The following is a 21,218-nucleotide window of genomic DNA, read 5'->3' as shown; positions in this document are numbered from 1 at the left end:
CTCCGCTTCTTCAGGTTATTTCTGTCCTCTCCGTTTCTCGTGTAAATGTTAAGTTCAATTATATAGTAAAACAAAAATAGCCCAATAACCGATTCATGTAAAGAATGGGTTACGAGCTATGTAAGTATAAGCATGCTATTGTGGTTGTTTACATTCAACTGCGGGATAAGTATAAGCCAGCTTGCGGATAATTTCCTTTTGCCATTTGGTGTCACCCAGGTTGGTTGCCAGGTTCAGAAGATCCAAATAATCGTCAAGCTGCAGATCAGCCTTTTGCAGAGTTGTATTCATTCGATGTTCGTTCCCCTTTATCTATAAAATCGTTAAGTCATGTACAGTAGACAGAAGACTTGAGACAGGCTCAAGAATGATAATCATTATCACAGTTATATTATCATTATGCAATGAACGATGGCAAAATGCAATGCCAAGGCTCGAATGTACTCAACTTTTTTTCGAAAAAAGGCTCATCCACAGCAGATAGGGAACGTACACACCCAGGTATGCAGACGGATAAAGGAACCATCGATTTAACAGGAAATGGTGAATTTCTGTGGTGAATGTTGTCATATGGGCATTCGTTGCGTACACATCACCGGCAATGACAGTGGCAGCACTATAGAAACATAACAGGGCAAGTACATGGAAAATGCGGGTCACCATCCGGGAGCGAATCGCAACAAAAACCATAATGAGTGGAACAATCAGTAGGAGTAGAAGAAATAGAAACTTCATGATACAGGTCTCCTTTGGGATACTTTTGTTAACCAGTATGGGCAATTGGTGGAATTTCCAAAAGTTTTTGCAAACATTTTACAAAAAGAAAGAGGAATTCATCATATGAACGATTAAATTAAAGGTGGATAACCCATTATCAGGTAATTATGAGGAGGAGAAGGCAAGTATGAAGAAAGCGATATGGCAGCATTGGATCGGGGGATTCCTGATCTTCATCATGATGGCGACGGCATTGCTTCAACCTGGTTCACAAGGTCCGGTACAGGCCGCTGCAGCACCTATTACGGTATCGCAGGCCATCGCTGCCCAGAGTGGCGGAGCAACGGCAACGGTGGAAGGATATATTGTTGGACATGCCACCGGCTCGCTTACAGCCAAGTTTACATCTCCTTACGCCAATGATTTCAACTTCCTGATTGCAGATTCAGCGACAGAGAAGACGAACGCGAAACTGCTTGACGTGCAGATTCCAGCGTCGTACCGCTCGCAATATGGGCTGGCTTCCAACCCGAATCTTGTGGGGCAGAAGGTTATCGTAACCGGAACGCTTGGCGCATATAACAGTTATGCCGGAGTTAAGAATCCTACCTCAATTACACTCTCCTCTGGAACAACCAATCCTGATCCTGATCCAGGCACAACGCTGCCAGATGGCACAGGGAAGAAAGTATTGTTCGACAACACGCATGCTCAGACAGCCGGGGCTGCGGACTGGGTTATAGATGGGGCATTTTCGGACTTTGCGAATGGTTTGCGAAACGCAGGCTTTACCGTGGATCAGCTGAATCGCAGCATCCCGTATACCTTCGGTGAGCAAGCCTTCACCTTTAATAAATTGAAAGATTATGATGTCTTCGTTATCGGCGAAGCGAACGTGCCTTTCAAAGCGACAGAGCAGGCTGCGCTGCTGCAATATGTACAGAATGGTGGCAGTGTCTTCTTCATTGCCGACCACTATAACGCAGACCGGAACAAAAACCGCTGGGATTCCTCTGAAGTATTCAACGGCTATCGCCGGGGTGCATTCTTGAATCCAGCCAAAGGCATGTCGTCAGCAGAAGCCGAATCTCCAGCCATGCAAGGCGTGACCAGTTCAGACTGGTTGGCATCCAACTTCGGTATTCGTTTCCGCTACAATGCACTGGGTGACGTTAATGCAACGGATATCGTTGCACCTTCGCAGTCGTTCGGCATTACAACTGGAGTGAGCGCAGTGGCTATGCATGCAGGCTCCACACTCGCCATTATTGACCCGAGCAAAGCCAAAGGTCTGGTGTATGTGCCTAGTGGTGTATCCAAATGGGGCAACGCGGTAGATCAGGGCGTATACAATGGCGGCGGACGAGCGGAAGGAGCCTATGCAGCGATCGCCAAGGTGGGGGCAGGTAAAGCAGCATTTATCGGTGACTCCTCACCTGTTGAGGATGCAACGCCAAAATATCTACGTGAAGAAACAGGCGCTGCCAAAACAACGTATGATGGCTTCAAAGAAGTGAATGACGGTGTATTCCTTGTGAATACCGTGAAATGGCTTGCAGTAAAAGAAAGCTACACAAGTCTGTCTCAGGTGTCTGGACTGACATTGGATACGCCGACAAGTCTGCTCGCGATTGAAGCGCCGGCTTCTTCCACCGAGCCGCAAACCGAGCCATGGGCTACACCTGCTGCAGGCTACAAATGGTATGATCCTACAACGTTTAAGACAGGTTCGTACGGCAAAGCGCAGTAAGATAAGCAGTAAGGGAAATATACGGAAAATCGGCCTGTCCGCAATCGTTGCGGATAGGCTTTATTTTGTATAAATGCCCGGAGCAGAGGGAAACGTATGGGTAATTATGAATGTTGAGTGAGATGCCAAGGTGAGGAGGAAGACCATGATGAATCGGCAAGCAGACTGCGACAGCTCGACCATGAGACAGAAACTCAAAGGAGATCTTCATCGTGTGGCAGATCGAATGAACCAGACGTTGTCTACCTTTGATCATGACAGTGTGTGTCTGCTGGGTCAATTTGCGGAGATTCGGGCCGAGATCAAGCAGATCGAGGTACTGGCGTCTTCCTTTTATCTGGATTGTTATCTGTCTCCCTTCACGGAGAAATTTGCCGAGCTGACTGCCAGTGTACAGCATTTGTCGGATCGCAGATATGGTGCGCTCATTGTAATTGAACGGGAAATACCGCTTGAACCGATTATCCACTCAGGGGTTGCAGTGGATGCCAGAGTCACTCATGCATTGCTGGAATCGCTGTTTATACCGGGTGCACCTCTGCATGATGGGGCAGTGCTGATTCGGGGCAATCAGATAGTATCCGCGGGCAATGTATTGCCTTTGTCACAGGCCATTGCACATGAACGGAAGATTGGCACAAGGCATAGGGCTGCTCTTGGATTGAGTGAGCTGACGGATGCGGTTGTGCTGGTTGTCTCGGAAGAGACTGGTCAAGCTTCGTTCGCCGTGGGTGGGGATCTGCATCCCATCAACGTGGTTGAAACTTTGCCATGATCACTCGTTGCTAGATTTTTTTACCGATTCCATGCTGGAGTAAATGAACCTTTTTCCCTGTGAAGAGAGAAAGGTCTTTTTGTTACATCGTGATGTGGTTTTGCACAAACTTGATAATCATGGGTACAATAGAGGATGGAAGACGAACTGAAGAAGGCGATTTGATCGCAAAAATGGTTGGAGGAGACGGTTAACACATGAGCTGGTTTGAAGCAATGGAACATCACGATTATGAGGAACTGGTACTGTGCCAGGATAGAGCCTCTGGTTTAAAAGCAATTATTGCTATTCACGATACAACACTCGGTCCTGCGCTGGGAGGCACACGGATGTGGACCTATGCTTCTGAGGAAGCTGCCATTGAAGATGCCTTGCGCCTTGCGCGGGGAATGACATATAAACATGCTGTATCCGGACTGAATCTGGGCGGAGGCAAAGCCGTAATTATCGGGGATCCGCGCCGTGATAAAAATGAAGCGATGTTCCGGGCCTTTGGCCGATACATTCAGGGACTGAACGGGCGTTATGTCACTGCAGAGGATGTGGGAACGACAGAAGAAGATATGAATCTGATCTATCAGGAAACCGACTATGTTACAGGCATATCGCCAAGCTACGGCTCCTCCGGCAATCCTTCCCCGGCAACAGCCTATGGCGTATATCAGGGCATGAAGGCCGCGGCGAAGGAAGCATTCGGCACAGATCTGCTGGAAGGCAAAACTGTAGCTGTACAGGGTGTGGGCAACGTGGCGATGCGTCTGTGTAAATATTTGTACGAAGAAGGTGCGCATCTGATCGTTACCGATATCCATAAGGATTCCGTGAAACAGGCTGTGGATCAATTCGGTGCAAAAGCGGTAGACCCTGCCGACATTACTGGAGTGGATTGTGATATTTATGCTCCATGTGCATTGGGAGGTACAATTAATGACGATACGTTGAAACTGCTCAAGGCTAAGGTTGTGGCAGGCTGTGCTAACAACCAACTGCTGGAGCCGCGTCATGGTGACAAGCTGCATGAGATGGGAATCGTATACGCACCCGACTATGTGATCAATGCAGGTGGCGTAATTAATATTGCGGATGAGCTGAACGGCTATAACGCAGATCGTGCGTGGAGCAAGGTTGGGGAGATCTACAATAATCTGGAGAAAATCTTCGACACGTCGCGGACCGAAGGCATCGCAACGTATATTGCTGCGGATCGTCTGGCTGAACGCCGCATTGAACTGATGAAGAATACACGTAGCACGTTCCTGCAAAATGGTCATCACGCGCTGAGCTCCCGCAGACTGCGCGGGTAAATTTAAAGGATTCACATTACAATAAAATGTAAAACAGCTAAAGGCAGGCATCCCCATGGTGAACTGCACCCCATTTGTTAGAGAGGAGGTGCAGTGCAATGGATGCCTGCCTTCTCTTTGAGTTTAAAGAGTTTTTTTGTAAGGAGATCATCATATGGTTCGGCTAATATTAGAATAATCCTATAACCCGAGAGGAACGAAATGATATTTCAAAATGTAATACACTTCTGATTCAGCAGCTTCACAAATCGATCCAGCGCGCTGCTGACGTATCGATCTTCACCCCGGACAAAGGTTGTTGTGGTATGTGTGAATCGTTCGGCCAGATCATGTACCGAGAACTCATCCGGTTTCTTGTGAATAACGCTGCAAGGCATAATGGTAAAAGCAATCCCCGACTCCACACAGCTGAGCAAGTTATCCATCGTGCTGACTTCAATCATATTGCGAGCAGACAAACCTTCTTCCTGCAAATATTCCTCCGTAATTTCACGGTATGGGCAGCCCTTTGGGAAAACGACCCACGAAACCTGACACAGGCTTTCAGGTGGAACGTCCATCCGTTTGGAGATGATATGCACCGTGTCTTGCATTTCATATTCCACCTTCAGGCCCTCTTTCACACACGCACCACTAATAAAAGCACCGTCGATCTCATACTCCTGTATTTTCTTGCGAAGGACTTTGGGTGAAGTGGCATTAACAAGTGAGATGGAGACCGCGGGATAGGTCACCTGGTATTCATTGAGAATTTCCATGAATCGGCTGGATGCTGCCGTCTCCACAATCCCGATTTTTAACGTACCTGAAGGCTCACCGGGATCAGTCATATCCTGCTCCAGATCGTTTAACAGGTCACGGATGCGTGTTGCATACTGGACAAACTGTTCTCCTTTGGAAGTCAGCACCACCCCTTTGGGAAAGCGGTTGAACAACTGCACCTGATATTCCTGCTCCAGTTTTTTGATACGTGTAGTGACGTTGGATTGAGCGTAATTCAGTTCTTTGGCGGCCTGTGAGATTTTACCGGACCGTACCACCGCGAGAATAATATCGATATCCGAGAGTTCCATGGTTCTGGCCTCCTGAGTTGTAATGAAATGAGTTGTCAGGTATCTCTATGAGAGATATATCTATATATTTCAATCATTTTACGATATATACATGCCAGCTTACAATATCATTATCAAAAGCTTTTACAGCGCATGGAATTATGCAAAACGCTGATAATGGAGAAGGAGTTGTGGTGAAAAATATGTCTACATTACTGAGCCCGGTGACGATCAACGAATGGCATTTGAGAAACAGATTGGTGATGGCACCTCTTACCCGAGGGTTTGCCAGTGATCAGGATGGGACCGCGACGGAAGAGATGGTGGCGTATTATGAGCGACGTGCCCAGGATGGAGTGGGACTGATCATTACAGAGGGGATCAACCCCTCGCTGGCAGGTAAAGGAACCTATGGCATCCCCGGATTATATACGGCTGAACAGACCGACTCATGGAAGAAAGTAACGAATGCCGTCCATAAACACGGAGGGACCATCATCGCTCAGCTGTGGCATGTGGGCAGACTGTCTCACTCCGATCTGATCGGTACCCAGCCACTGGCACCTTCAAGCATTCCTGCTCAAGGAAGAGTCCATAAATTGCATAAGCCATATCAGATACCACAAGCCATGAGTACGCAAGATATCCGGGAAAGCATTCAACAATTTCAAACGGCTGCCCGCAATGCGGTACTGGCTGGATTCGACGGAATTGAGCTGCATGCAGCACATGGTTATCTGATCGACCAGTTTATCAATGAGAAGACGAACCACAGAACAGACGAATACGGAGGCGATATCCAGGGACGATTGCGTTTTCTGAAGGAGATCATTATTGCAGTTCAAAAAGAAATCAGCGTGGATCGCATATCGGTACGATTTTCCGAGAAAAAAGATGATGACCCTTCCTATGTCTGGTCAGACAAGGCTGGAGTGCTGAACGCCTATCTGAGTCTGTTCCGCGAGACAGGCATTACAATCCTACATCCTTCAACAGATCTGTACACCACAGTCTGGGATGGGGAACAAAATTTCCATGAGGCGATTCGCGAGCAGTGGGATGGAATCATCATTGGCGTAGGCGATCTTGAGGTAAACACAGCAGAACAGGCTGTGCAAGATCGGAGCATTGATTTGGCAGCGTTCGGCAGACCGTTTATCGCCAATCCTGATCTGGTGCAAAAATTGCGTACGGGGCAGCAGTTGATCGAGTATGATGCCAATGCACATCTGACTGTGTTGGTGTGAATGTAGCAAGAAAAGGGCAGAAGCTGATCCTAAAGATCATTCTGCCCTTTGTTTACGTATGGAAGGATGGTTACGGGTTACTGACGACGGTGACTTTCTTTTCCGTTAAGTAGTATACGAGTGCCAGCAGAGGCATTAACAGACCAATCAATGTAGTGAGACTCCAACCTCCATGCGCGTAGGACCAACTGCCAAGAGATGATCCAATTGCGCCCCCTACAAAAAAGATCGACATAAATATCCCGTTTACGCGTCCTCTTGCTTCGCTCAACGAATAGATAATGCGCTGTCCCAGTACCAGATTACCCGAAACCGCCATATCCAGTGTGATGGCAACAACCACAAGCAGAATAAGGGTAGCGGTAGAATGACCCTGGAACAGATAGGCAAGCCCAAAAGATGCAGCCGCGATGACCATGGCGAGTCCGGTTAATATACGGGTTAAACCTTTATCTGCCCATCTTCCGGCAATAGGTGCTGCGATGGCACCCCCAACACCAGCCAGTGCAAACCAGGCAATTCCCTGTTGGGACATGCCATACTCATTGGCGAGCTGCAAGGGAACTGTAGTCCAGAACAAGCTGAAGGCGCCAAACAGACTGGCCTGATAGAGGGCTCGGCGGCGAAGCATGGGAAATGTTTTGAGCAGGGAACCCAATGACAGAATTAATTGTCCGTACTTCATCGCAGGTTGTGGCTGACGTGCAGGAAGTGCGCGTGACAGGAGCAGTGTAAGCAATCCGATAATGATTGCCGAGAAGACAAAGACCGCTTGCCAGCCGAGCAGGCTCGTAATAAAACTTGCGACAGGCCGAGCCAGCATGATGCCCAGCAGCAGACCACTCATCACATTGCCGACAACCCGTCCGCGTTGCTCCTCAGAAGTGAGGTAGGTGGCATAAGGAACCAGAATTTGCGCAACGACGGAACTGATACCGATGACAAGGGAAGCCGTCAGAAATAATACGGCATGGGAAGAGAAGGCGGCTCCAATCAATGCAACGACTAGAATGATGAGGAAAAAAGTTACCAGTCGCTTATTCTCCAAAATGTCACTGAGCGGAACGATAAACAGCAGGCCAATAACATACCCGATCTGTGTTAACGTCACAATCAGTCCAGCAGCAGCGGAGGAAAGCCCTGTTGTAACGCTGATAGGCCCTATAACGGTCTGAGCATAATACAGGTTTGCCGCAATCAGCCCGCACGCCGCAGCCAAAAGTAAAATCAACCAGCTTGGAACTGAATTTGCCTTCACATCAGGTTGTATATCCATAAGTTTAACCCTCCACTTGTTCTCAAATTATTTTTTATTAAAGTACACTTGTATTGAATTTATTAATTACTAAACGGTGCGTTTACTAATTACAAGTATATAATAAACTAAACGTTTAGTATTGTAAATAGACGTGGGGATTTTTGTTGTCAAAGTAAGGTAAGCACAAAATTGTTTAATGGATTGGTGTTTTAGTATAATGAACGTATAGTTTTTATGATTTACAGATGCATTTGTTACACCAAGGAGGGTTTATGATGACAGCCAAAAGAGGGCGTCCCCGCAATGTGGAAACCCAGAATGCGATTCTTGCAGCTTCCTATGAATTATTACTGGAACATGGCTTCGGAGTGGTTACGATCGAAAAAATTGCTGAACGTGCTAAGGTGAGCAAAGCAACGATATATAAATGGTGGCCCAATAAAGGTGCTGTCATTATGGATGGGTACATGTCTGCGGCAAAGGCAAGATTGCCTGTACCGGATACAGGATCGGTATTTGAGGATGTGCGCATTCATGCGAGCAATCTGGTTGATTTTTTGAGCAGCCGGGAAGGAAAAGTGATCACACAGATTGTCGGAGAGGGACAGTCTGATCCAGGACTTGCAGAAGAATACCGAACTAGATACATTCAGCCTCGTCGGCGCGAAGCGTGGGGGATTTTTGAAAAAGGTATAGAACGGGGACAGTTGAAAAAAGATTGTGACATCGGACTGTGCATAGACCTCGTCTATGGAGCGATGTTCTATCGCATGTTGGTGACTGGCGAACCGTTAGATACTGAATTTGTACAGCGTTCGTTGGTTTCCTTGTTTGAAGGTATTAAATCTGGATCATAGAAAAAGACATCTTGGGGGAGGGATAGGGCGATTCGCAAGAATCACCCTTGGTGCAGAAGGCTTGTTGATGAATGGGGAACGTGTGGAGAATTGCGAACTACACCTGGAAGATCGGTGAGATGGCAGGGGGCCATGAATCGGGAGAAGGCGAAGTGGAAGAGGGAAGAGACTCGTTCAAGAGCGGGGGCTCGTTCCATATGAAACTGGGTATTTCGCGTCGTAACACTGGCGCTACATCCTGGGCAAAGCGTTCTACCTGCTCCAACTGCTCCGCATGGCTGAGTCCATCGACGCTGATACTCAGTACCTGATGTCCATATGCGGCATGGTAGTTCAGAATCTTCTCAATGACCTGCTCTGGACTACCAATCAGTACAGGGCCATGCGCAATGTTATCCTCCAGGTCCTTAAAAGGCGACTGGTTGTGCTGCGCAGCGGCCGTAGCATGAAAGGCCTCATAATAAGGCGTATAACGCCGGATCGCTTCTTCGCGTGTATTCGCGAGGTATAGGCTTCCTGCTCCGGAGCCAACCACCGCTCGGTTCGCATCATGACCATAATAGTCGAGACGCTCCCGGTAATGGTCAATTAACGCTTTGTATTTGGCCTGCGGGTGGAAGGAATTCGAGCTAAATATCGGTTCGCCATACTTGGCTGCAAGCTCGGTAGAGCGGGTGCTCGATGCGCTGCCATGCCAGATCGGAATGGATTGCTGGAGTGGTCTCGGCTGAGTGGTAACCTCTTGAAGGGGAGGGCGATACTTTCCCTGCCAGGTTACATTCTCTTCAGTCCACAGTCGTTTCAGCAGTTCGTAGCGCTCACCGAGCGAATCCCATTGTTCCTCTTCGCTAATGCCAAATAGGGGATAGTGCCGAGGATCATTGCCTTTCCCGATGATCATCTCCAGCCGCCCGCCCGATAATTGATCCAGCGTGGCATAATCCTCGGCAACTCGTACCGGATCAAGTATACTGAGAACAGTGACCGTTGTTAGTAACCGGATACGTGAAGTCGCAGCAGCGACGGCGGTTAGCACAACGGGAGGCGAGGAAGACAGAAAAGGTGCACCATGCCGCTCGCCGATCCCGTATGCATCGAATCCCAGCCGTTCGGCCAGTTTGGCTTGTTCCAAAATATTGTGGAACTTCTGTTGTGTTGTTAGTGATTCACCAGTTACGGCATTTGGAAGATTCATCATGAGACTAAATAGGGCAAATTTCATCTAACCATCCCCTTGGATTGGATTGGAAAAGCACCTGGGTTGTCTATTCCCATGGAAATAGTAGGATATTCAAGCTGAAGCTAACTTTACCATGTTGCCAGGCATTCTTCTAATGGATTTTTTCTATAAGGCGGATTAAAGCTGCTTAAACCTAAACATATAGGCAGGAAATTGCCACGATTTTTATTGACCGCTGTAAAATTTAGGATTAAAATTGTACATATCATATAAATTCAAATTTATGGATTTTCATTGTGGAGGTGGGAGACATGGAACCTACAACTACGATACGCTCCTTTATTGAGGACTACATCAGGAAACAGGGCTATACCCTGCAATACTTTGCCGATATATCGGGTGTGAACGCTGGAACGTTAAGTGCGATCATCAAAGGGACGCGGCCAATCGCCATGGCTCAACTGGATCTGATTACCCAAGGCATGAAGCTGGAAGAGGGGCATTTCTACGAAATTTACGGCGCTGAGTGTTTTGTGGAGTCTGCACCGCATTGGAGGAGACTGGAACCTTTTCTGCAACGTTGCGCCGAGCTGGACAAGCTCGAATGTATTCAGAGGGTAATCCAGCAAGTGACGGATGATCGATCCTATATTTCCGAATTGTTCGAGATGGCAGAAGGCATGCTTAAGCGAGGACAAAAGAAAGCGGCCCGCATGTTATATGAATGTGTTGCAGAGTGTGAGAAGTACCAACACTCGGAACGTCTCGCGTTGTGCCAGTATCGTATTTTCACATTATCTCTGGGTCAGGATCAGCATGAAAATCTCAGGGCGGCCGTGCACTTCGAGCCATATATTAATCGGCTGGATGAAGAGCGGCAACTGGATGCGATCAAGGATCTGGCGAATACATATTTGGCTTTGAGATATTGGGACAAGTTATTTTCCCTTTCTGATGAGTTGGATCAGAAAACGAAAATTTTACAATCGTATACAAAGAAAATAACGGATAAAAGTAATCGATTAACCGCTTATCCCTTATTTGTATATAGAGCATATTCAAATTTACTTAAATCCTCCGCATGTGAGAGGCAAGGAAAATATGCAGAGGCACTACATTATACAGAGATCTATGGAGATCTCATGAAAATTTCTGAACCTGATGAGGAAGATCAGATCTATATTGATAAATTTGCAGGATGGACAGAAGCAAATACCTATCTGTACAGGCTGATGATGGGTGACTTAAATATCTTGCCAGCTTATATTAATTTCATTGAAAATAACGAAACTGAACTTTTGCCAGCAATGATTAATATTTTAGAAGCTGCTAATAAATTCGATAATAATATCGATGACATCCTTTACATGTATAACGCCCGAATTAATTCAGAAATCACTCAATTAAAGGGTTACACTGAACAGGTCAATTCGGATATGTATATCACATTTTTACTTGAACGGACAATTTATCACCTCAATCGTAAACAATATACTGAGGGATTCAAGCAACTGGTCTATTGTCTGAAAGAATCTGTAAAGCTAAACAATCAAACTGATATTATTCGCTGTGTGGCGTTATATGAAAAATATAGGAATATAGCTACTGCGGATATTGAATATCAGTATAAATTAATAATAATGGAGGTACAGAATTATTATGATAAAAAAGAGAATCCTATATTTAATCTTGCTTAGTTTTATTCTTATAAATGTTGGTCAATTAGGTTCATATAATAATTGGTTTCCTATGGAAACACTTCTTACTGTACATGGTGGTGGAGGATTGTAGTAACCAAGCGATGAGGTTGATATATTTTAAAAGGTTTATTTCCGTAATCGGAAGTAAACCTTTTGTAATTTTGCGCACATTGACCATTGTAAAATTCAGGATTAAAATTACATTTATTAAGAACTGATGAATCCTTAAGTTAGTTTGGTTGATGGGGGTGGGAGAATTGAAACTTGCACCTACGATACGCACATATATAGAGAATCACATTGAAGGAGCATAAATATAAACTACAACAGTTCTCTGAAGTCACTGGTGTCAATGTTGGCACGCTAAGTGCCATAATCAAAGGGAACAGGTCCATTTCCATGAACCAATTAGATTAGATTACTTCTGGAATGGGGCTTGAACAAGGGTATTTCTGCGAAATGTACAGTGTGGAATGCTTTGTGGAAGCCGCACCCATTGGAGGCGTTTGGAACCGTTCCTGTATCGCTGCGCTGAACTTAACAAGCTAGGCTGTATTAAAAAGGTGGTATATCAGGTTACAGATGATCGATACTATATTTCAGAACTGTTTGAAATGACAGAAAATCTGTATTCCAAAGAAATGAAGGAAGCGGCGCTTATTTTATATGAATGCGTAGCCGCAGGTGAGAAATATCAGCACTCGGAACGGTTGGCGTTATGCCAGTACCGTATTTTTTTGCTTCATAAAACAATGAGCAAATTCGATAATCTGGCAGCAGCGGTCCAATTGGAACCCTATATTGAGAAATTGGATGAAGAAATACAACTGGATGCTGTTAAAGATTTGGCGAATGTTTATAATACAATACATCATTGGGATAAGGTCTATGAATTGGCCGAAGAACTGGAACGAAAAGTTGATTTTCAACTTGAACTTCAATCTCGAAGACGCAAAAATAAAAAAAGAATTGCCTTTTACCCCATATTTACATATAAAGCATATGCGAATCTATTGAAGGCAAGTGTCTGTGAAGTGCGTAAGGAATATGAAAAAGCTTTGGAATTTGCAAAGCATTACATTATGAATTTTTAGATAAATGCACCCTAAAATAGGTTGAAAAAGGGGTGCATGCTGTGAGAGAAATCAAGCAGATCAAAGGTCAAATCGAGCAGAATCGGCAACATTTGCGCCGATTGGTGGAGAAACATGGCATGCATGATGATAAGGTCCTCAAGCAGTCTATGGTGCTGGATGAACTAATTAATAAATATATTCGACTAAGAGAGAAATACTAATTATTAATGCTGGTACCCTCTTCTAAAATCCACCTATAGGTGGACCTCTTTATCCACCCGGTTGTGGACGCTAGAGCGACGTTCTCCCTGCTATGCTTAAAGCATCAAATCAAGCAAATTACAGGGGGAACAACGTATGACGACGAGCATGTGGGTTCAGATGATCATCATGTTTGCAGTTTTAGTAATCACTTCAATTGGCCGAAAGCCAGTACGTTATTATCGTTTATTGCTGCCTTTCGTTATTATGGGTTATTATGCATTCAAATTCCTTAAAGATATGACTTTTACAGGCAATAATGTACTGTTTTTGTTGGTGGCCGTGATTGTAGGGGCATTATTTGGAATGATTGTGCTGGGAATAACACGTATGGAATTCGATGCAACGGCAGGTAAGTGGTATACCCGAGTGGGGATAGGTAGTGTGGTCGTTTGGGCGGCGGCATTCCTGCTACGCATTCTGCCGGTGGAATGGATTACGCATCATCCGCAGCAAGCATATCAGTATGCAACTGAGCATCAACTGGATCTTCAGAATATCGGTCCTGCATTTATATTAATGACTGCTGCTATGGTGTTGGTGCGTGTAGCAGGGATTCTATTCCGCTCCAGAGTGAGTAAAGTTCAGCATACGATTGGAACATAATTTATAACGTGTTTCTGTCTTTTGCTTCTGGGTTAAGATTCTCTATTTTTTCGAGAGTTCGATATGTAGCTGAATGTGAGGAATACACATCTATATATTGTAGTTGTGACAATTTTCACGGATTAATGCAAAATGTTGTGTTATGAAAGTATTCCTCTGTAAATAAACATTTTATTTTGCAAAGGAATAAAATATGAATTTTTTGGCAATGTATCCTAAAATGTTTTAAAAAGAGGGGGTGCATGCTGTGAGAGAACCGAAGCAGATTAGAGACCAAATCGAACAGAACAGGCATGAGTTAAGTCGTTTGGCGGAATATCATGGCATGCAAGACTACAAAGTCCTTCAACAATCGATGGTATTAGACGAGTTAATTAATGAATATAATCGCTTCAAATATAAAAAACACTTTATGAAAAGACAGCCGATTGCATAATGCAGTCGGTTTTTTTGTGCAATAGAAGAGAAGTCGACTGTAGCGATACAGTCGGCTTTTTTGTGTTTCCCGGAAGACCAGCACTTCAATCTTGAAATTCCGTACCAATCCCATGATTGGCAGGATAGCCAATGATCATTAAAACTGGATATGATGACCCCAGTTATATCCAGCTTGATCTGTGAAGGGGGATCATACAATGATCGGAGGGGGAGGGATGAATGGAAATGATGGACAAGGTACAGGATTATTTTGGAAGAAACATGAACCTGCGCACCAAGTTGCTCCTATTGTTCCTGGGGATGACCTTGCTGCCGCTAAGCTTGCAGGGAGTGGTGAATTACCTGCATTTCTCGCAAACGATTGATCGCAAGACAGAGCAGTTCACCATTGATATTGTTCGCCAGATTAATACCAATCTGAATCGGCTGCTCAAGGACTTCGAGCGGTTGTCGCTCTTGCCGCTCTACGATCAGATGGTGCTCGGCATTCTGGGCAAATACAATGCTCCGATGGGATCGGGTACATGGGCGAGGTCCGATGACTATCTGAAAATGAAGCTCTACACGTCCGGTCAAGCGTATGACCGACCGGAAATTCGTGGCATCCATCTGATCAGCAACAGCGGTATTTTGTTCTCCAATCTGGATTCGCTGGCAGTAAATCCGGTATGGGACAGCAGGCAGGATGACTGGTTTGCAGAGCTTAACGGCTCGGAAGGGGAATGGCGTCTGCTTCCTCCGCACGATCCAAGCTATTACACGGGCAGTCATGAAGAGCCGTATATATCAGTTGCCCGTGAGATACGTGATCCGGGTACTCTCCAGCGACTGGGTTATATTCTGATCGACATCCAGCTGGAAGCCTTCGGCCAACTCTTGTCCAATCTGAATTTTGAGCAAAATGCGAGCCTGATGATTGTCGACGGCAAGCAGCGTCTCCTGTTCGAACGCACCTCAGCAGGGGGTCTGTCTGCATACGACCAACTGTTAACGCATGGCCAGCTTCAAGGCTACGCAGGCAACCAAAAGGTTGTCCTTGATGGGAAGTCCTATCTGTACGTACAGCACCATTCCAGTTATTCAGGACTTTCGGTGATCAGCCTTACACCTATTGCCGTTATTCAGAAGGAGTCGGGCGAGATGCTCACGTTTACGTTTGGGTTCGCTGTGTTATGTATGGCGGCCGTAGCAGTTCTCGCTGTTCTCTTATCCTATCGTATAACGAGACCATTAATTCGACTGAAACACAATATGATTCGAGTAGAGCAGGGAGATTTTAGCCAGCGCGTAGCGCACTTCAGCAATGATGAGTTCGGGCAGATTAGCCGGGGTTTTAACCGAATGATGGAAGAGATTAACCGACTGTTTAACGAAGTATTTCTGCTGGGCATTCAAGAGCGAGAAGCGGAGTTGTCAGCATTGCAGAGCCAGATTAATCCCCATTTTATATACAACACATTGGAGTCCATCAACATGATGGCGGTGCGCCAGAAGCACGCTGAAGTGTCTGATATGGTGACGGCACTTGGCAAGCTGCTGCGTTATACGATTGATAAGGTGGACCGGAGGGTTCCGCTTCAGGAAGAACTGGTTTTTGTACAATCCTATGTACGCATTCAACAGGTACGTTATGATGGCAAGCTGGAAGTAATCTATGACATCGATGAAGCCATTACAGAGTGTCTGATTCCCAAGCTGATATTGCAACCGCTGGTGGAGAACGCTGTCTACCATGGCATTGAAGGGCAGGTCGGTGGCGGAGTGATCTGGGTGTCTGCATTGAAATTTGATGATGAGCTGCTGATTATTGTGCGTGACAATGGCAAAGGCATGGCTCAGGTAGAGATTGATGAATTAAATGAATCTATTGCTCGGCAGCCTTCCAATGAGGCATTGCGCTGTCATGCGGGGGACAGGCTGGGACTTAACAATATCGCCCAAAGGCTCCGCCTCATGTATGGGGAAGGTGGCAGCCTGAGCGTCGATGGCAGTCCAGGGCAGGGCCTGGCGGTCACGATATCCATTCAATTTCAACCGAAAGGGGAATGAAGCGCATGTATAAAGTATTGCTTGTGGAGGATGAGACGGTCATCCGTCAGGGGCTGAGAGAGCTGATTGTACAGGCAGCTCCTCAGTTCGAGGTAACAGGTGAAGCTTCGAGCGGAATCGAGGCACTGGATTTTCTGAGATGTGAAGTACCGGATGTGTTGATCACGGATATTCGCATGCGTGAAATGGACGGGCTGACACTGGTATCCAAAGCAAGAGATATGTACCCTGAATTGCTGATGATCATCATTAGCGGCTACGGCGAGTTTGAATATGCACGCAAGGCAATGGAATACGGGGTGTTGAACTATCTGCTGAAGCCGATTGAACGTCATGAACTGGCATTATGCATCCAAAAAATTCAATTGCTGCTGGATCGCAGGTACGGCATTTCAACCCTTCCAGTCACGGAGTTATCTGGGAAAGCAGAGCACTCTGCAGGAGATACGCGGAAGATTATCCGCGATGTGAAGGAGCACATCAAGCAGCATCCCGATGGGGATCTGCGACTTCAGACCATAGCAGCTCTGGTTAATCTGAACCCAACTTATCTGAGCCAGCTGTTCAAGAGCGAAACAGGAACCAATTACTCCGAATACATCGCTGAGTCTCGTATGGAACGGGCCAAGTGGCTGCTGGTTAACACAGGGCTCAAAATCTATGATGTTGCAAGGTTATCCGGGCATCAGAGTCCCAAGCACTTCATGCTGGTGTTCAAGCAGCAGGTGGGATGGACAGCAGGAGAATATCGTGACCGATTCAGTATTTCTTGAAAAACCATACCATTTCTATAATTGACGTGATTTATGAGAGGCCGATGCCTTCGTTATACTTTGGTTGCACATGTATACCACTAAGTCCATAAGGGGGATTTTCATGAAAAAAGCAGGACTGATATTGATACTCTTACTCATGATGATTGCTTCAATCGGGTGCACAAGCTCCAATTCCGGAAGTGATCCTGGGCAAGCAGCCGGGGAGAATGGAGAGGTTGAGCTGAAATTCATGATGTGGGGCAATCAGGCACATATGGATGTATACAACAAGCTGATCGATGGCTTCACGCAGGAAAATCCAGGCATCAAGGTGACGATGGAATCCGTCCCTTTCGCGGAATACCAGCAAAAAATTTCGGTGCTTGCCGCTGGGGGCTCTCTCCCGGATATCGCCTGGGTATCGGAGCGGATGGTACCCCAATTCAAATCCAATCACATCCTGGCAGATGTATCCGAGTTCAAGGATGATGCACAGTTCAAGCTGGATGATTATATACCAAGTACATTGGATTTGTTCCGTGATGGAGATCAACTGCTAGGGCTGCCTTTCTCCACACCTCCAGTGGTCATGTTCTACAATAAAACGCTGTTCGACAAAGCAGGCCTGACCGACCCCAATACACTTGCCAGCCAAGGACAATGGACATGGGAACAGTTCGAGAATTCTGCCAAGGCGATTACCAGCAAGGAGGCGACCAACCGGATCTATGGCGCCAACTTTTTTCGCGACTGGAAGACCTGGGCTGTGCTCTCCTCGTATTCATGGTCCAATGGCAGCGGCCCGTTCGACGAAGGCATGACGAAGTTCACCTGGAACGATGCTTATGGCGTACAGACCTTTGAACTGCTGGAGCGCATGATGTTCACCGATGAATCGCATCCAAAAGCAGGAGAGCAGGTCAGCTTCGATGCTGGCAATGTGGGCATGTTCTTCGATAACTACAGCTATGTCTCCAAAGCAAGAGAGATTGCGGATTTTGAATGGAGTATCGCTCCCATGCCTTCCGGTTCACAGGGCAGCGTACCGATGCTGGGGCAGGCTGGATATGCCATGTTCAACGACAGCAAACATCCGGAGGAAACCAAGAAGCTGTTGAAGTATTTTGCCAGTGAGCAGGGCATTCAGGCGACGGCCACCTACTTTGTGCCTCCGCGTACCTCTGTGCTGAACTCCGACGCGTTCATTAATCAGCCGAATAATCCGAGCAAGGAGCATATTGTGCAGGCGGTGATTAATGAAATGCCAAAAGCGCGCCTGATTCCCGGTCATATCCGTTGGCAGGATATCGACAATGCGGTGTTGCAGGGATTTGATCGATTGTTCGCCCGTTCAGCAACACCCGAGGATAATCTGAAGCAAATGCAGGAAGAGATCCAAAGCGTACTGCAGCAATAAATCATTTTATTGAAACAGGAGGTGGTGAACATGATGGGCAAATTCAAGGAATTGCTTGATCGGAAATCTCTATCACTTGTGGTCAGCTTACCCGAGAACGATCTATCTTTGGCCCGGGCAGCAATGGAAGAGGGCGCTGATGCACTGAAGGTGCATTATAATGTCGGCCATCGTGCCAGTGGGAATCATTTTGGTCCACTGGATAACTATGCCGAAGTTTTTCAGGTGATCCGTAGCGAGTTTGGCGGCCCGCTTGGGGTCGTGCCGTCCGGCAGTATTGATGGAGCAAGGCGGGAGGATGTGGAGCGCCTTTCGGGGATGGGCTTTGACTTCTATTCCATCTATGCACATCACTTGCCGTCCTTCATGCTGAATGACCTGGGGTTGGACCCCACGTTTGCAATTAATGACGAATATGAACCTTCCCTCGTAACGTCAGCGGCTCATTACGGCTTCGCAGCCCTGGAGGCATCCATTGTGCCTGGGAATGAATATGGTACACCGCTAAGCTTTGCGGATGTGCTCAAATATCGCCGCCTGGTCTTGCAGGCACAGATTCCGGTATTGGTTCCTTCCCAGCGTAAGCTGGTGCCAGAGGATGTTCGGGTGCTGCACGATACTGGGGTCAAGGCGATCATGCTTGGAGCGGTCGTAACAGGCAAAACGGAGGATCAGCTTCGAAGGGCTGTTCACGGGTTCCGCAATGCGGTGGACAGTCTGAACCGTCCGGACCATATAAGTTGAACTAAACATTTACAAGAGAACGTAGAGGACAGAAATAACCTGAAGAAACGGAGCTACAAGCTTTCTGAAGGAAAGCTGCATCGGAAGCATACACTTCGCCTTTATCCCCGGATTTCCCCCTTTGTAAAATTGAATCAAAAAAATCTGGGGATAACAGCGATCGGAAGGTTGTTCTGTCATAGGAGTGGCAAGTGTAAATATTCGTTTCAGGGAAGAAATTTGATAAAGGGGAGGGCCTAACTGTGACCCATTCACGCAAGCGTACAGGAAGAGGTCCGCTCGCCAGAGAGGCCCAGATCGCGGGATGGCTGTTTGTATCACCTATGGTGCTCGGGTTTACCCTGCTGCTGCTGTTTCCCATGGGTTTGGCGCTGTACATGAGCCTGACCGACTGGCCGCTGCTGGGGGATCATCATTTTATTGGACTGGAGAATTACCGGAATGTGATGACAGACGCCATGTTCTGGAAGGTGCTTGCCAATACGGTCTATTTCACTGCGGGGCTTGTGCCGCTTAATATTGTGCTCGCGCTGCTGCTTGCGTTGCTGCTATCCAGAAGTTTGCGCGGCATCGGGATTTTTCGAACAGCTATCTTCGTTCCGGTCATGACCTCGCTGATTGTATGGTCCATCGTGTGGAAGCTGATGTATGCCACAGAGTCGGGACTGATTAATCAGCTTCTGTTGATGATCGGTATCAAGGGTCCGGCATGGCTCTACAACCAGGATCTGGCGATGCCTGCAGTTATTGTGACGAGTGTACTGAAAAATGTGGGCCTCAATATGGTGCTGTTCATTGCAGCCATTCAGCAAGTACCGCGTTCACTTTACGAAGCGGCAACACTGGACGGCGCGGGCAGAAGGGGAACCTTCTTTCATGTCACGCTGCCCATGATTACGCCAACGGTGTTTTTAACCATGGTCATGACTGTGATTGGCTCGCTTAAGGTGTTTGGACAGATCTACGTCATGACACAGGGAGGGCCGAGCAACAGCACGAAGGTATTGGTCTATTATATCTGGGAAAAAGCATTCAAATTATTTCAGTTCGGCTACGCCTCTTCGCTTGCCTATGTGCTTTTCTTTATCGTGCTAATTCTGACGCTGCTGCAATGGCAGCTTCGAAAGAGGTGGGTATTCAATGAAGGCGATGCCTAATCCTTCGATTCGCAAGACTGGCAGTGCCCTGGGGACGTACTTGCTGCTGACACTGATCTCGCTGATCATGATTGTTCCATTTATCTGGATGATATCGACGTCATTCAAGGAGCCTCAGAGCATATTTACCTATCCACCCCAATGGATACCGGATACCTTCCGATTTCAGAACTACATCGATGTCTTTCGATTGATTCCGTTTCATCGTTTTTATTTTAACAGTGTATATATTGCTGCTGTGGTTGTGCTGGGTACGGTGTTCTTTGCATCTCTCGCCGGGTACGCATTTGCCAAAATTCCGTTCAAGGGACGTAATGTGGTATTTCTCATCCTGCTGAGTGCGATGATGATTCCCCATGAGGTGACGGCAATCCCGATGTTTCTGTTCATGCGGCAGCTGGGGTGGATTGATACACATCTTCCGCTGATTTTACTGCCGATATTTGGGGCGGGCGGTGTGTTTGGCATCTTTGTGATGCGGCAGTTCTTCATTACGGTACCCACCGAGCTGGAAGAAGCGGCGATGATTGACGGTTGCAACCGATTCCGGATCTATGCTCGTATTATGCTCCCCATTGCCAAGCCCGGCATGGCAACGCTGACGATCTTTACTTTTGTGACGATCTGGAATGAGTTTTTCGATCCGTTGATTTTCATTAACTCGCGAGAATTAATGACGCTGCCGCTTGGGTTATCCTTGTTCACGGATGAAGTGGGTACGGCCTGGCAATATCTGATGAGCGCCACCGTCATGGCGACTTTGCCGCTGCTGATTGTCTTTTTCCTGGCACAACGGCGCTTCATTGAGGGGGTTGCCATGACAGGACTGAAAGAGTAGTCCATGCAATAGAACGGAAGGAGTGATAACTTGAGTG

General features: G+C 46.8%; 22 protein-coding genes. 17 read left to right on the top strand and 5 right to left on the bottom strand.

Annotated elements, in window-relative coordinates; all coding sequences use genetic code 11:
• Positions 1–135 precede the first annotated feature (135 nt).
• Positions 136–291, bottom strand: coding sequence for a hypothetical protein (locus DC345_RS31840; RefSeq protein WP_162842450.1), 156 nt, complete (start codon positions 289–291; stop codon positions 136–138).
• Positions 292–444: 153 nt separating this feature from the next.
• Entirely contained in the window at positions 445–735 is a 291-nt protein-coding gene (locus tag DC345_RS23650; protein ID WP_113055280.1) for a hypothetical protein, read from the bottom strand.
• A 223-nt stretch (positions 736–958) separates the two neighbouring features.
• On the opposite strand from DC345_RS23650, the gene DC345_RS23645 reads away from it, so the two are divergent.
• The 3 genes from DC345_RS23645 to DC345_RS23635 all read left to right on the top strand — a co-directional run bounded on the left by DC345_RS23645 (position 959) and on the right by DC345_RS23635 (position 4,546).
• Positions 959–2,467, top strand: a complete 1,509-nt coding sequence (locus DC345_RS23645; protein WP_397333734.1) for a DUF6359 domain-containing protein — start codon at positions 959–961, stop codon at positions 2,465–2,467.
• Between the two features lie 145 nt (positions 2,468–2,612).
• Complete coding sequence (gene cdaS, locus DC345_RS23640; protein ID WP_113055278.1) at positions 2,613–3,242, top strand: sporulation-specific diadenylate cyclase CdaS; 630 nt, start codon at positions 2,613–2,615, stop codon at positions 3,240–3,242.
• A gap of 197 nt (positions 3,243–3,439) precedes the next feature.
• Positions 3,440–4,546, top strand: coding sequence for a Glu/Leu/Phe/Val family dehydrogenase (locus tag DC345_RS23635; protein ID WP_113055277.1), 1,107 nt, complete (start codon positions 3,440–3,442; stop codon positions 4,544–4,546).
• Between the two features lie 209 nt (positions 4,547–4,755).
• Here the strand turns inward: DC345_RS23635 and DC345_RS23630 are convergent, their stop codons facing one another.
• The gene (locus tag DC345_RS23630; protein ID WP_113055276.1) at positions 4,756–5,619 is read right to left on the bottom strand and encodes a LysR family transcriptional regulator; all 864 of its coding nucleotides are present in this window, start codon (positions 5,617–5,619) and stop codon (positions 4,756–4,758) included.
• A 182-nt stretch (positions 5,620–5,801) separates the two neighbouring features.
• Here DC345_RS23630 and DC345_RS23625 point away from each other — a divergent pair, with 182 nt between their 5' ends.
• Positions 5,802–6,845 carry an alkene reductase gene (locus DC345_RS23625; protein WP_113055275.1) on the top strand — a complete coding sequence of 348 codons (1,044 nt, stop codon included), beginning with the start codon at positions 5,802–5,804 and terminating at the stop codon, positions 6,843–6,845.
• A gap of 70 nt (positions 6,846–6,915) precedes the next feature.
• Here the strand turns inward: DC345_RS23625 and DC345_RS23620 are convergent, their stop codons facing one another.
• Entirely contained in the window at positions 6,916–8,121 is a 1,206-nt protein-coding gene (locus tag DC345_RS23620) for an MFS transporter (RefSeq protein ID WP_113055274.1), read from the bottom strand.
• Positions 8,122–8,378: 257 nt separating this feature from the next.
• Between DC345_RS23620 and DC345_RS23615 the strand changes: the two genes are divergently transcribed.
• Complete coding sequence (locus tag DC345_RS23615) at positions 8,379–8,960, top strand: TetR/AcrR family transcriptional regulator (protein WP_113055273.1); 582 nt, start codon at positions 8,379–8,381, stop codon at positions 8,958–8,960.
• A 97-nt stretch (positions 8,961–9,057) separates the two neighbouring features.
• Here DC345_RS23615 and DC345_RS23610 read toward each other — a convergent pair whose 3' ends face one another.
• Entirely contained in the window at positions 9,058–10,182 is a 1,125-nt protein-coding gene (locus DC345_RS23610; RefSeq protein ID WP_113055272.1) for an LLM class flavin-dependent oxidoreductase, read from the bottom strand.
• A 410-nt stretch (positions 10,183–10,592) separates the two neighbouring features.
• On the opposite strand from DC345_RS23610, the gene DC345_RS23605 reads away from it, so the two are divergent.
• From DC345_RS23605 to DC345_RS23550, 12 genes are all read left to right on the top strand, one after another.
• Positions 10,593–11,837 carry a transcriptional regulator gene (locus DC345_RS23605; protein ID WP_146752155.1) on the top strand — a complete coding sequence of 415 codons (1,245 nt, stop codon included), beginning with the start codon at positions 10,593–10,595 and terminating at the stop codon, positions 11,835–11,837.
• A gap of 303 nt (positions 11,838–12,140) precedes the next feature.
• A complete protein-coding gene (locus DC345_RS32470; protein WP_181586708.1) occupies positions 12,141–12,257 on the top strand; it encodes a helix-turn-helix domain-containing protein in 117 nt (38 codons plus the stop codon).
• Positions 12,258–12,481: 224 nt separating this feature from the next.
• Positions 12,482–12,934 carry a hypothetical protein gene (locus DC345_RS23595; RefSeq protein WP_146752154.1) on the top strand — a complete coding sequence of 151 codons (453 nt, stop codon included), beginning with the start codon at positions 12,482–12,484 and terminating at the stop codon, positions 12,932–12,934.
• Between the two features lie 41 nt (positions 12,935–12,975).
• Entirely contained in the window at positions 12,976–13,137 is a 162-nt protein-coding gene (locus DC345_RS23590) for an aspartyl-phosphate phosphatase Spo0E family protein (RefSeq protein WP_113055264.1), read from the top strand.
• A gap of 136 nt (positions 13,138–13,273) precedes the next feature.
• Positions 13,274–13,783: a DUF1453 family protein gene (locus tag DC345_RS23585; protein WP_113055262.1), complete on the top strand. Its 510-nt coding sequence runs from the start codon at positions 13,274–13,276 to the stop codon at positions 13,781–13,783.
• A gap of 247 nt (positions 13,784–14,030) precedes the next feature.
• Positions 14,031–14,219 (top strand): aspartyl-phosphate phosphatase Spo0E family protein, encoded by a 189-nt coding sequence (locus DC345_RS23580; protein ID WP_064642743.1) that lies wholly within the window; start codon positions 14,031–14,033, stop codon positions 14,217–14,219.
• A gap of 221 nt (positions 14,220–14,440) precedes the next feature.
• A complete protein-coding gene (locus tag DC345_RS23575) occupies positions 14,441–16,270 on the top strand; it encodes a cache domain-containing sensor histidine kinase (protein ID WP_113055260.1) in 1,830 nt (609 codons plus the stop codon).
• Positions 16,271–16,275: 5 nt separating this feature from the next.
• Complete coding sequence (locus DC345_RS23570; protein ID WP_113055259.1) at positions 16,276–17,043, top strand: response regulator transcription factor; 768 nt, start codon at positions 16,276–16,278, stop codon at positions 17,041–17,043.
• 103 nt (positions 17,044–17,146) lie between these two features.
• A complete protein-coding gene (locus DC345_RS23565) occupies positions 17,147–18,442 on the top strand; it encodes an ABC transporter substrate-binding protein (RefSeq protein WP_113055258.1) in 1,296 nt (431 codons plus the stop codon).
• Between the two features lie 30 nt (positions 18,443–18,472).
• Positions 18,473–19,186, top strand: coding sequence for a hypothetical protein (locus tag DC345_RS23560; RefSeq protein ID WP_258530775.1), 714 nt, complete (start codon positions 18,473–18,475; stop codon positions 19,184–19,186).
• A gap of 242 nt (positions 19,187–19,428) precedes the next feature.
• Positions 19,429–20,343 carry a carbohydrate ABC transporter permease gene (locus tag DC345_RS23555; RefSeq protein ID WP_079695868.1) on the top strand — a complete coding sequence of 305 codons (915 nt, stop codon included), beginning with the start codon at positions 19,429–19,431 and terminating at the stop codon, positions 20,341–20,343.
• Positions 20,327–21,181, top strand: coding sequence for a carbohydrate ABC transporter permease (locus DC345_RS23550; protein WP_113055256.1), 855 nt, complete (start codon positions 20,327–20,329; stop codon positions 21,179–21,181). The genes DC345_RS23555 and DC345_RS23550 overlap by 17 nt, the downstream gene beginning before the upstream one ends.
• Positions 21,182–21,218 lie beyond the last annotated feature (37 nt).

It is taken from the genome of Paenibacillus taichungensis, assembly GCF_003287275.1.
Taxonomy (GTDB): Bacteria; Bacillota; Bacilli; order Paenibacillales; family Paenibacillaceae; genus Paenibacillus; species Paenibacillus taichungensis_A.
This window is presented reverse-complemented; position numbering and strand designations above follow the sequence as displayed.

Excerpts from the sequence above, each read along its gene's own strand:
- DC345_RS23585 (WP_113055262.1), top strand. The coding sequence starts at position 13,274 with ATGACGACGAGCATGTGGGTTCAGATGATCATCATGTTTGCAGTTTTA.
- DC345_RS23610 (WP_113055272.1), bottom strand. The coding sequence starts at position 10,182 with ATGAAATTTGCCCTATTTAGTCTCATGATGAATCTTCCAAATGCCGTA.
- DC345_RS23595 (WP_146752154.1), top strand. The coding sequence starts at position 12,482 with ATGAAGGAAGCGGCGCTTATTTTATATGAATGCGTAGCCGCAGGTGAG.
- DC345_RS23645 (WP_397333734.1), top strand. The coding sequence starts at position 959 with ATGGCGACGGCATTGCTTCAACCTGGTTCACAAGGTCCGGTACAGGCC.
- DC345_RS23650 (WP_113055280.1), bottom strand. The coding sequence starts at position 735 with ATGAAGTTTCTATTTCTTCTACTCCTACTGATTGTTCCACTCATTATG.
- DC345_RS23625 (WP_113055275.1), top strand. The coding sequence starts at position 5,802 with ATGTCTACATTACTGAGCCCGGTGACGATCAACGAATGGCATTTGAGA.
- DC345_RS23620 (WP_113055274.1), bottom strand. The coding sequence starts at position 8,121 with ATGGATATACAACCTGATGTGAAGGCAAATTCAGTTCCAAGCTGGTTG.
- DC345_RS23635 (WP_113055277.1), top strand. The coding sequence starts at position 3,440 with ATGAGCTGGTTTGAAGCAATGGAACATCACGATTATGAGGAACTGGTA.
- DC345_RS23605 (WP_146752155.1), top strand. The coding sequence starts at position 10,593 with ATGGCTCAACTGGATCTGATTACCCAAGGCATGAAGCTGGAAGAGGGG.
- DC345_RS23630 (WP_113055276.1), bottom strand. The coding sequence starts at position 5,619 with ATGGAACTCTCGGATATCGATATTATTCTCGCGGTGGTACGGTCCGGT.
- DC345_RS23575 (WP_113055260.1), top strand. The coding sequence starts at position 14,441 with ATGGAAATGATGGACAAGGTACAGGATTATTTTGGAAGAAACATGAAC.
- DC345_RS23570 (WP_113055259.1), top strand. The coding sequence starts at position 16,276 with ATGTATAAAGTATTGCTTGTGGAGGATGAGACGGTCATCCGTCAGGGG.
- DC345_RS23565 (WP_113055258.1), top strand. The coding sequence starts at position 17,147 with ATGAAAAAAGCAGGACTGATATTGATACTCTTACTCATGATGATTGCT.
- DC345_RS23615 (WP_113055273.1), top strand. The coding sequence starts at position 8,379 with ATGACAGCCAAAAGAGGGCGTCCCCGCAATGTGGAAACCCAGAATGCG.
- DC345_RS31840 (WP_162842450.1), bottom strand. The coding sequence starts at position 291 with ATGAATACAACTCTGCAAAAGGCTGATCTGCAGCTTGACGATTATTTG.
- cdaS (WP_113055278.1), top strand. The coding sequence starts at position 2,613 with ATGATGAATCGGCAAGCAGACTGCGACAGCTCGACCATGAGACAGAAA.
- DC345_RS23550 (WP_113055256.1), top strand. The coding sequence starts at position 20,327 with ATGAAGGCGATGCCTAATCCTTCGATTCGCAAGACTGGCAGTGCCCTG.
- DC345_RS23560 (WP_258530775.1), top strand. The coding sequence starts at position 18,473 with ATGATGGGCAAATTCAAGGAATTGCTTGATCGGAAATCTCTATCACTT.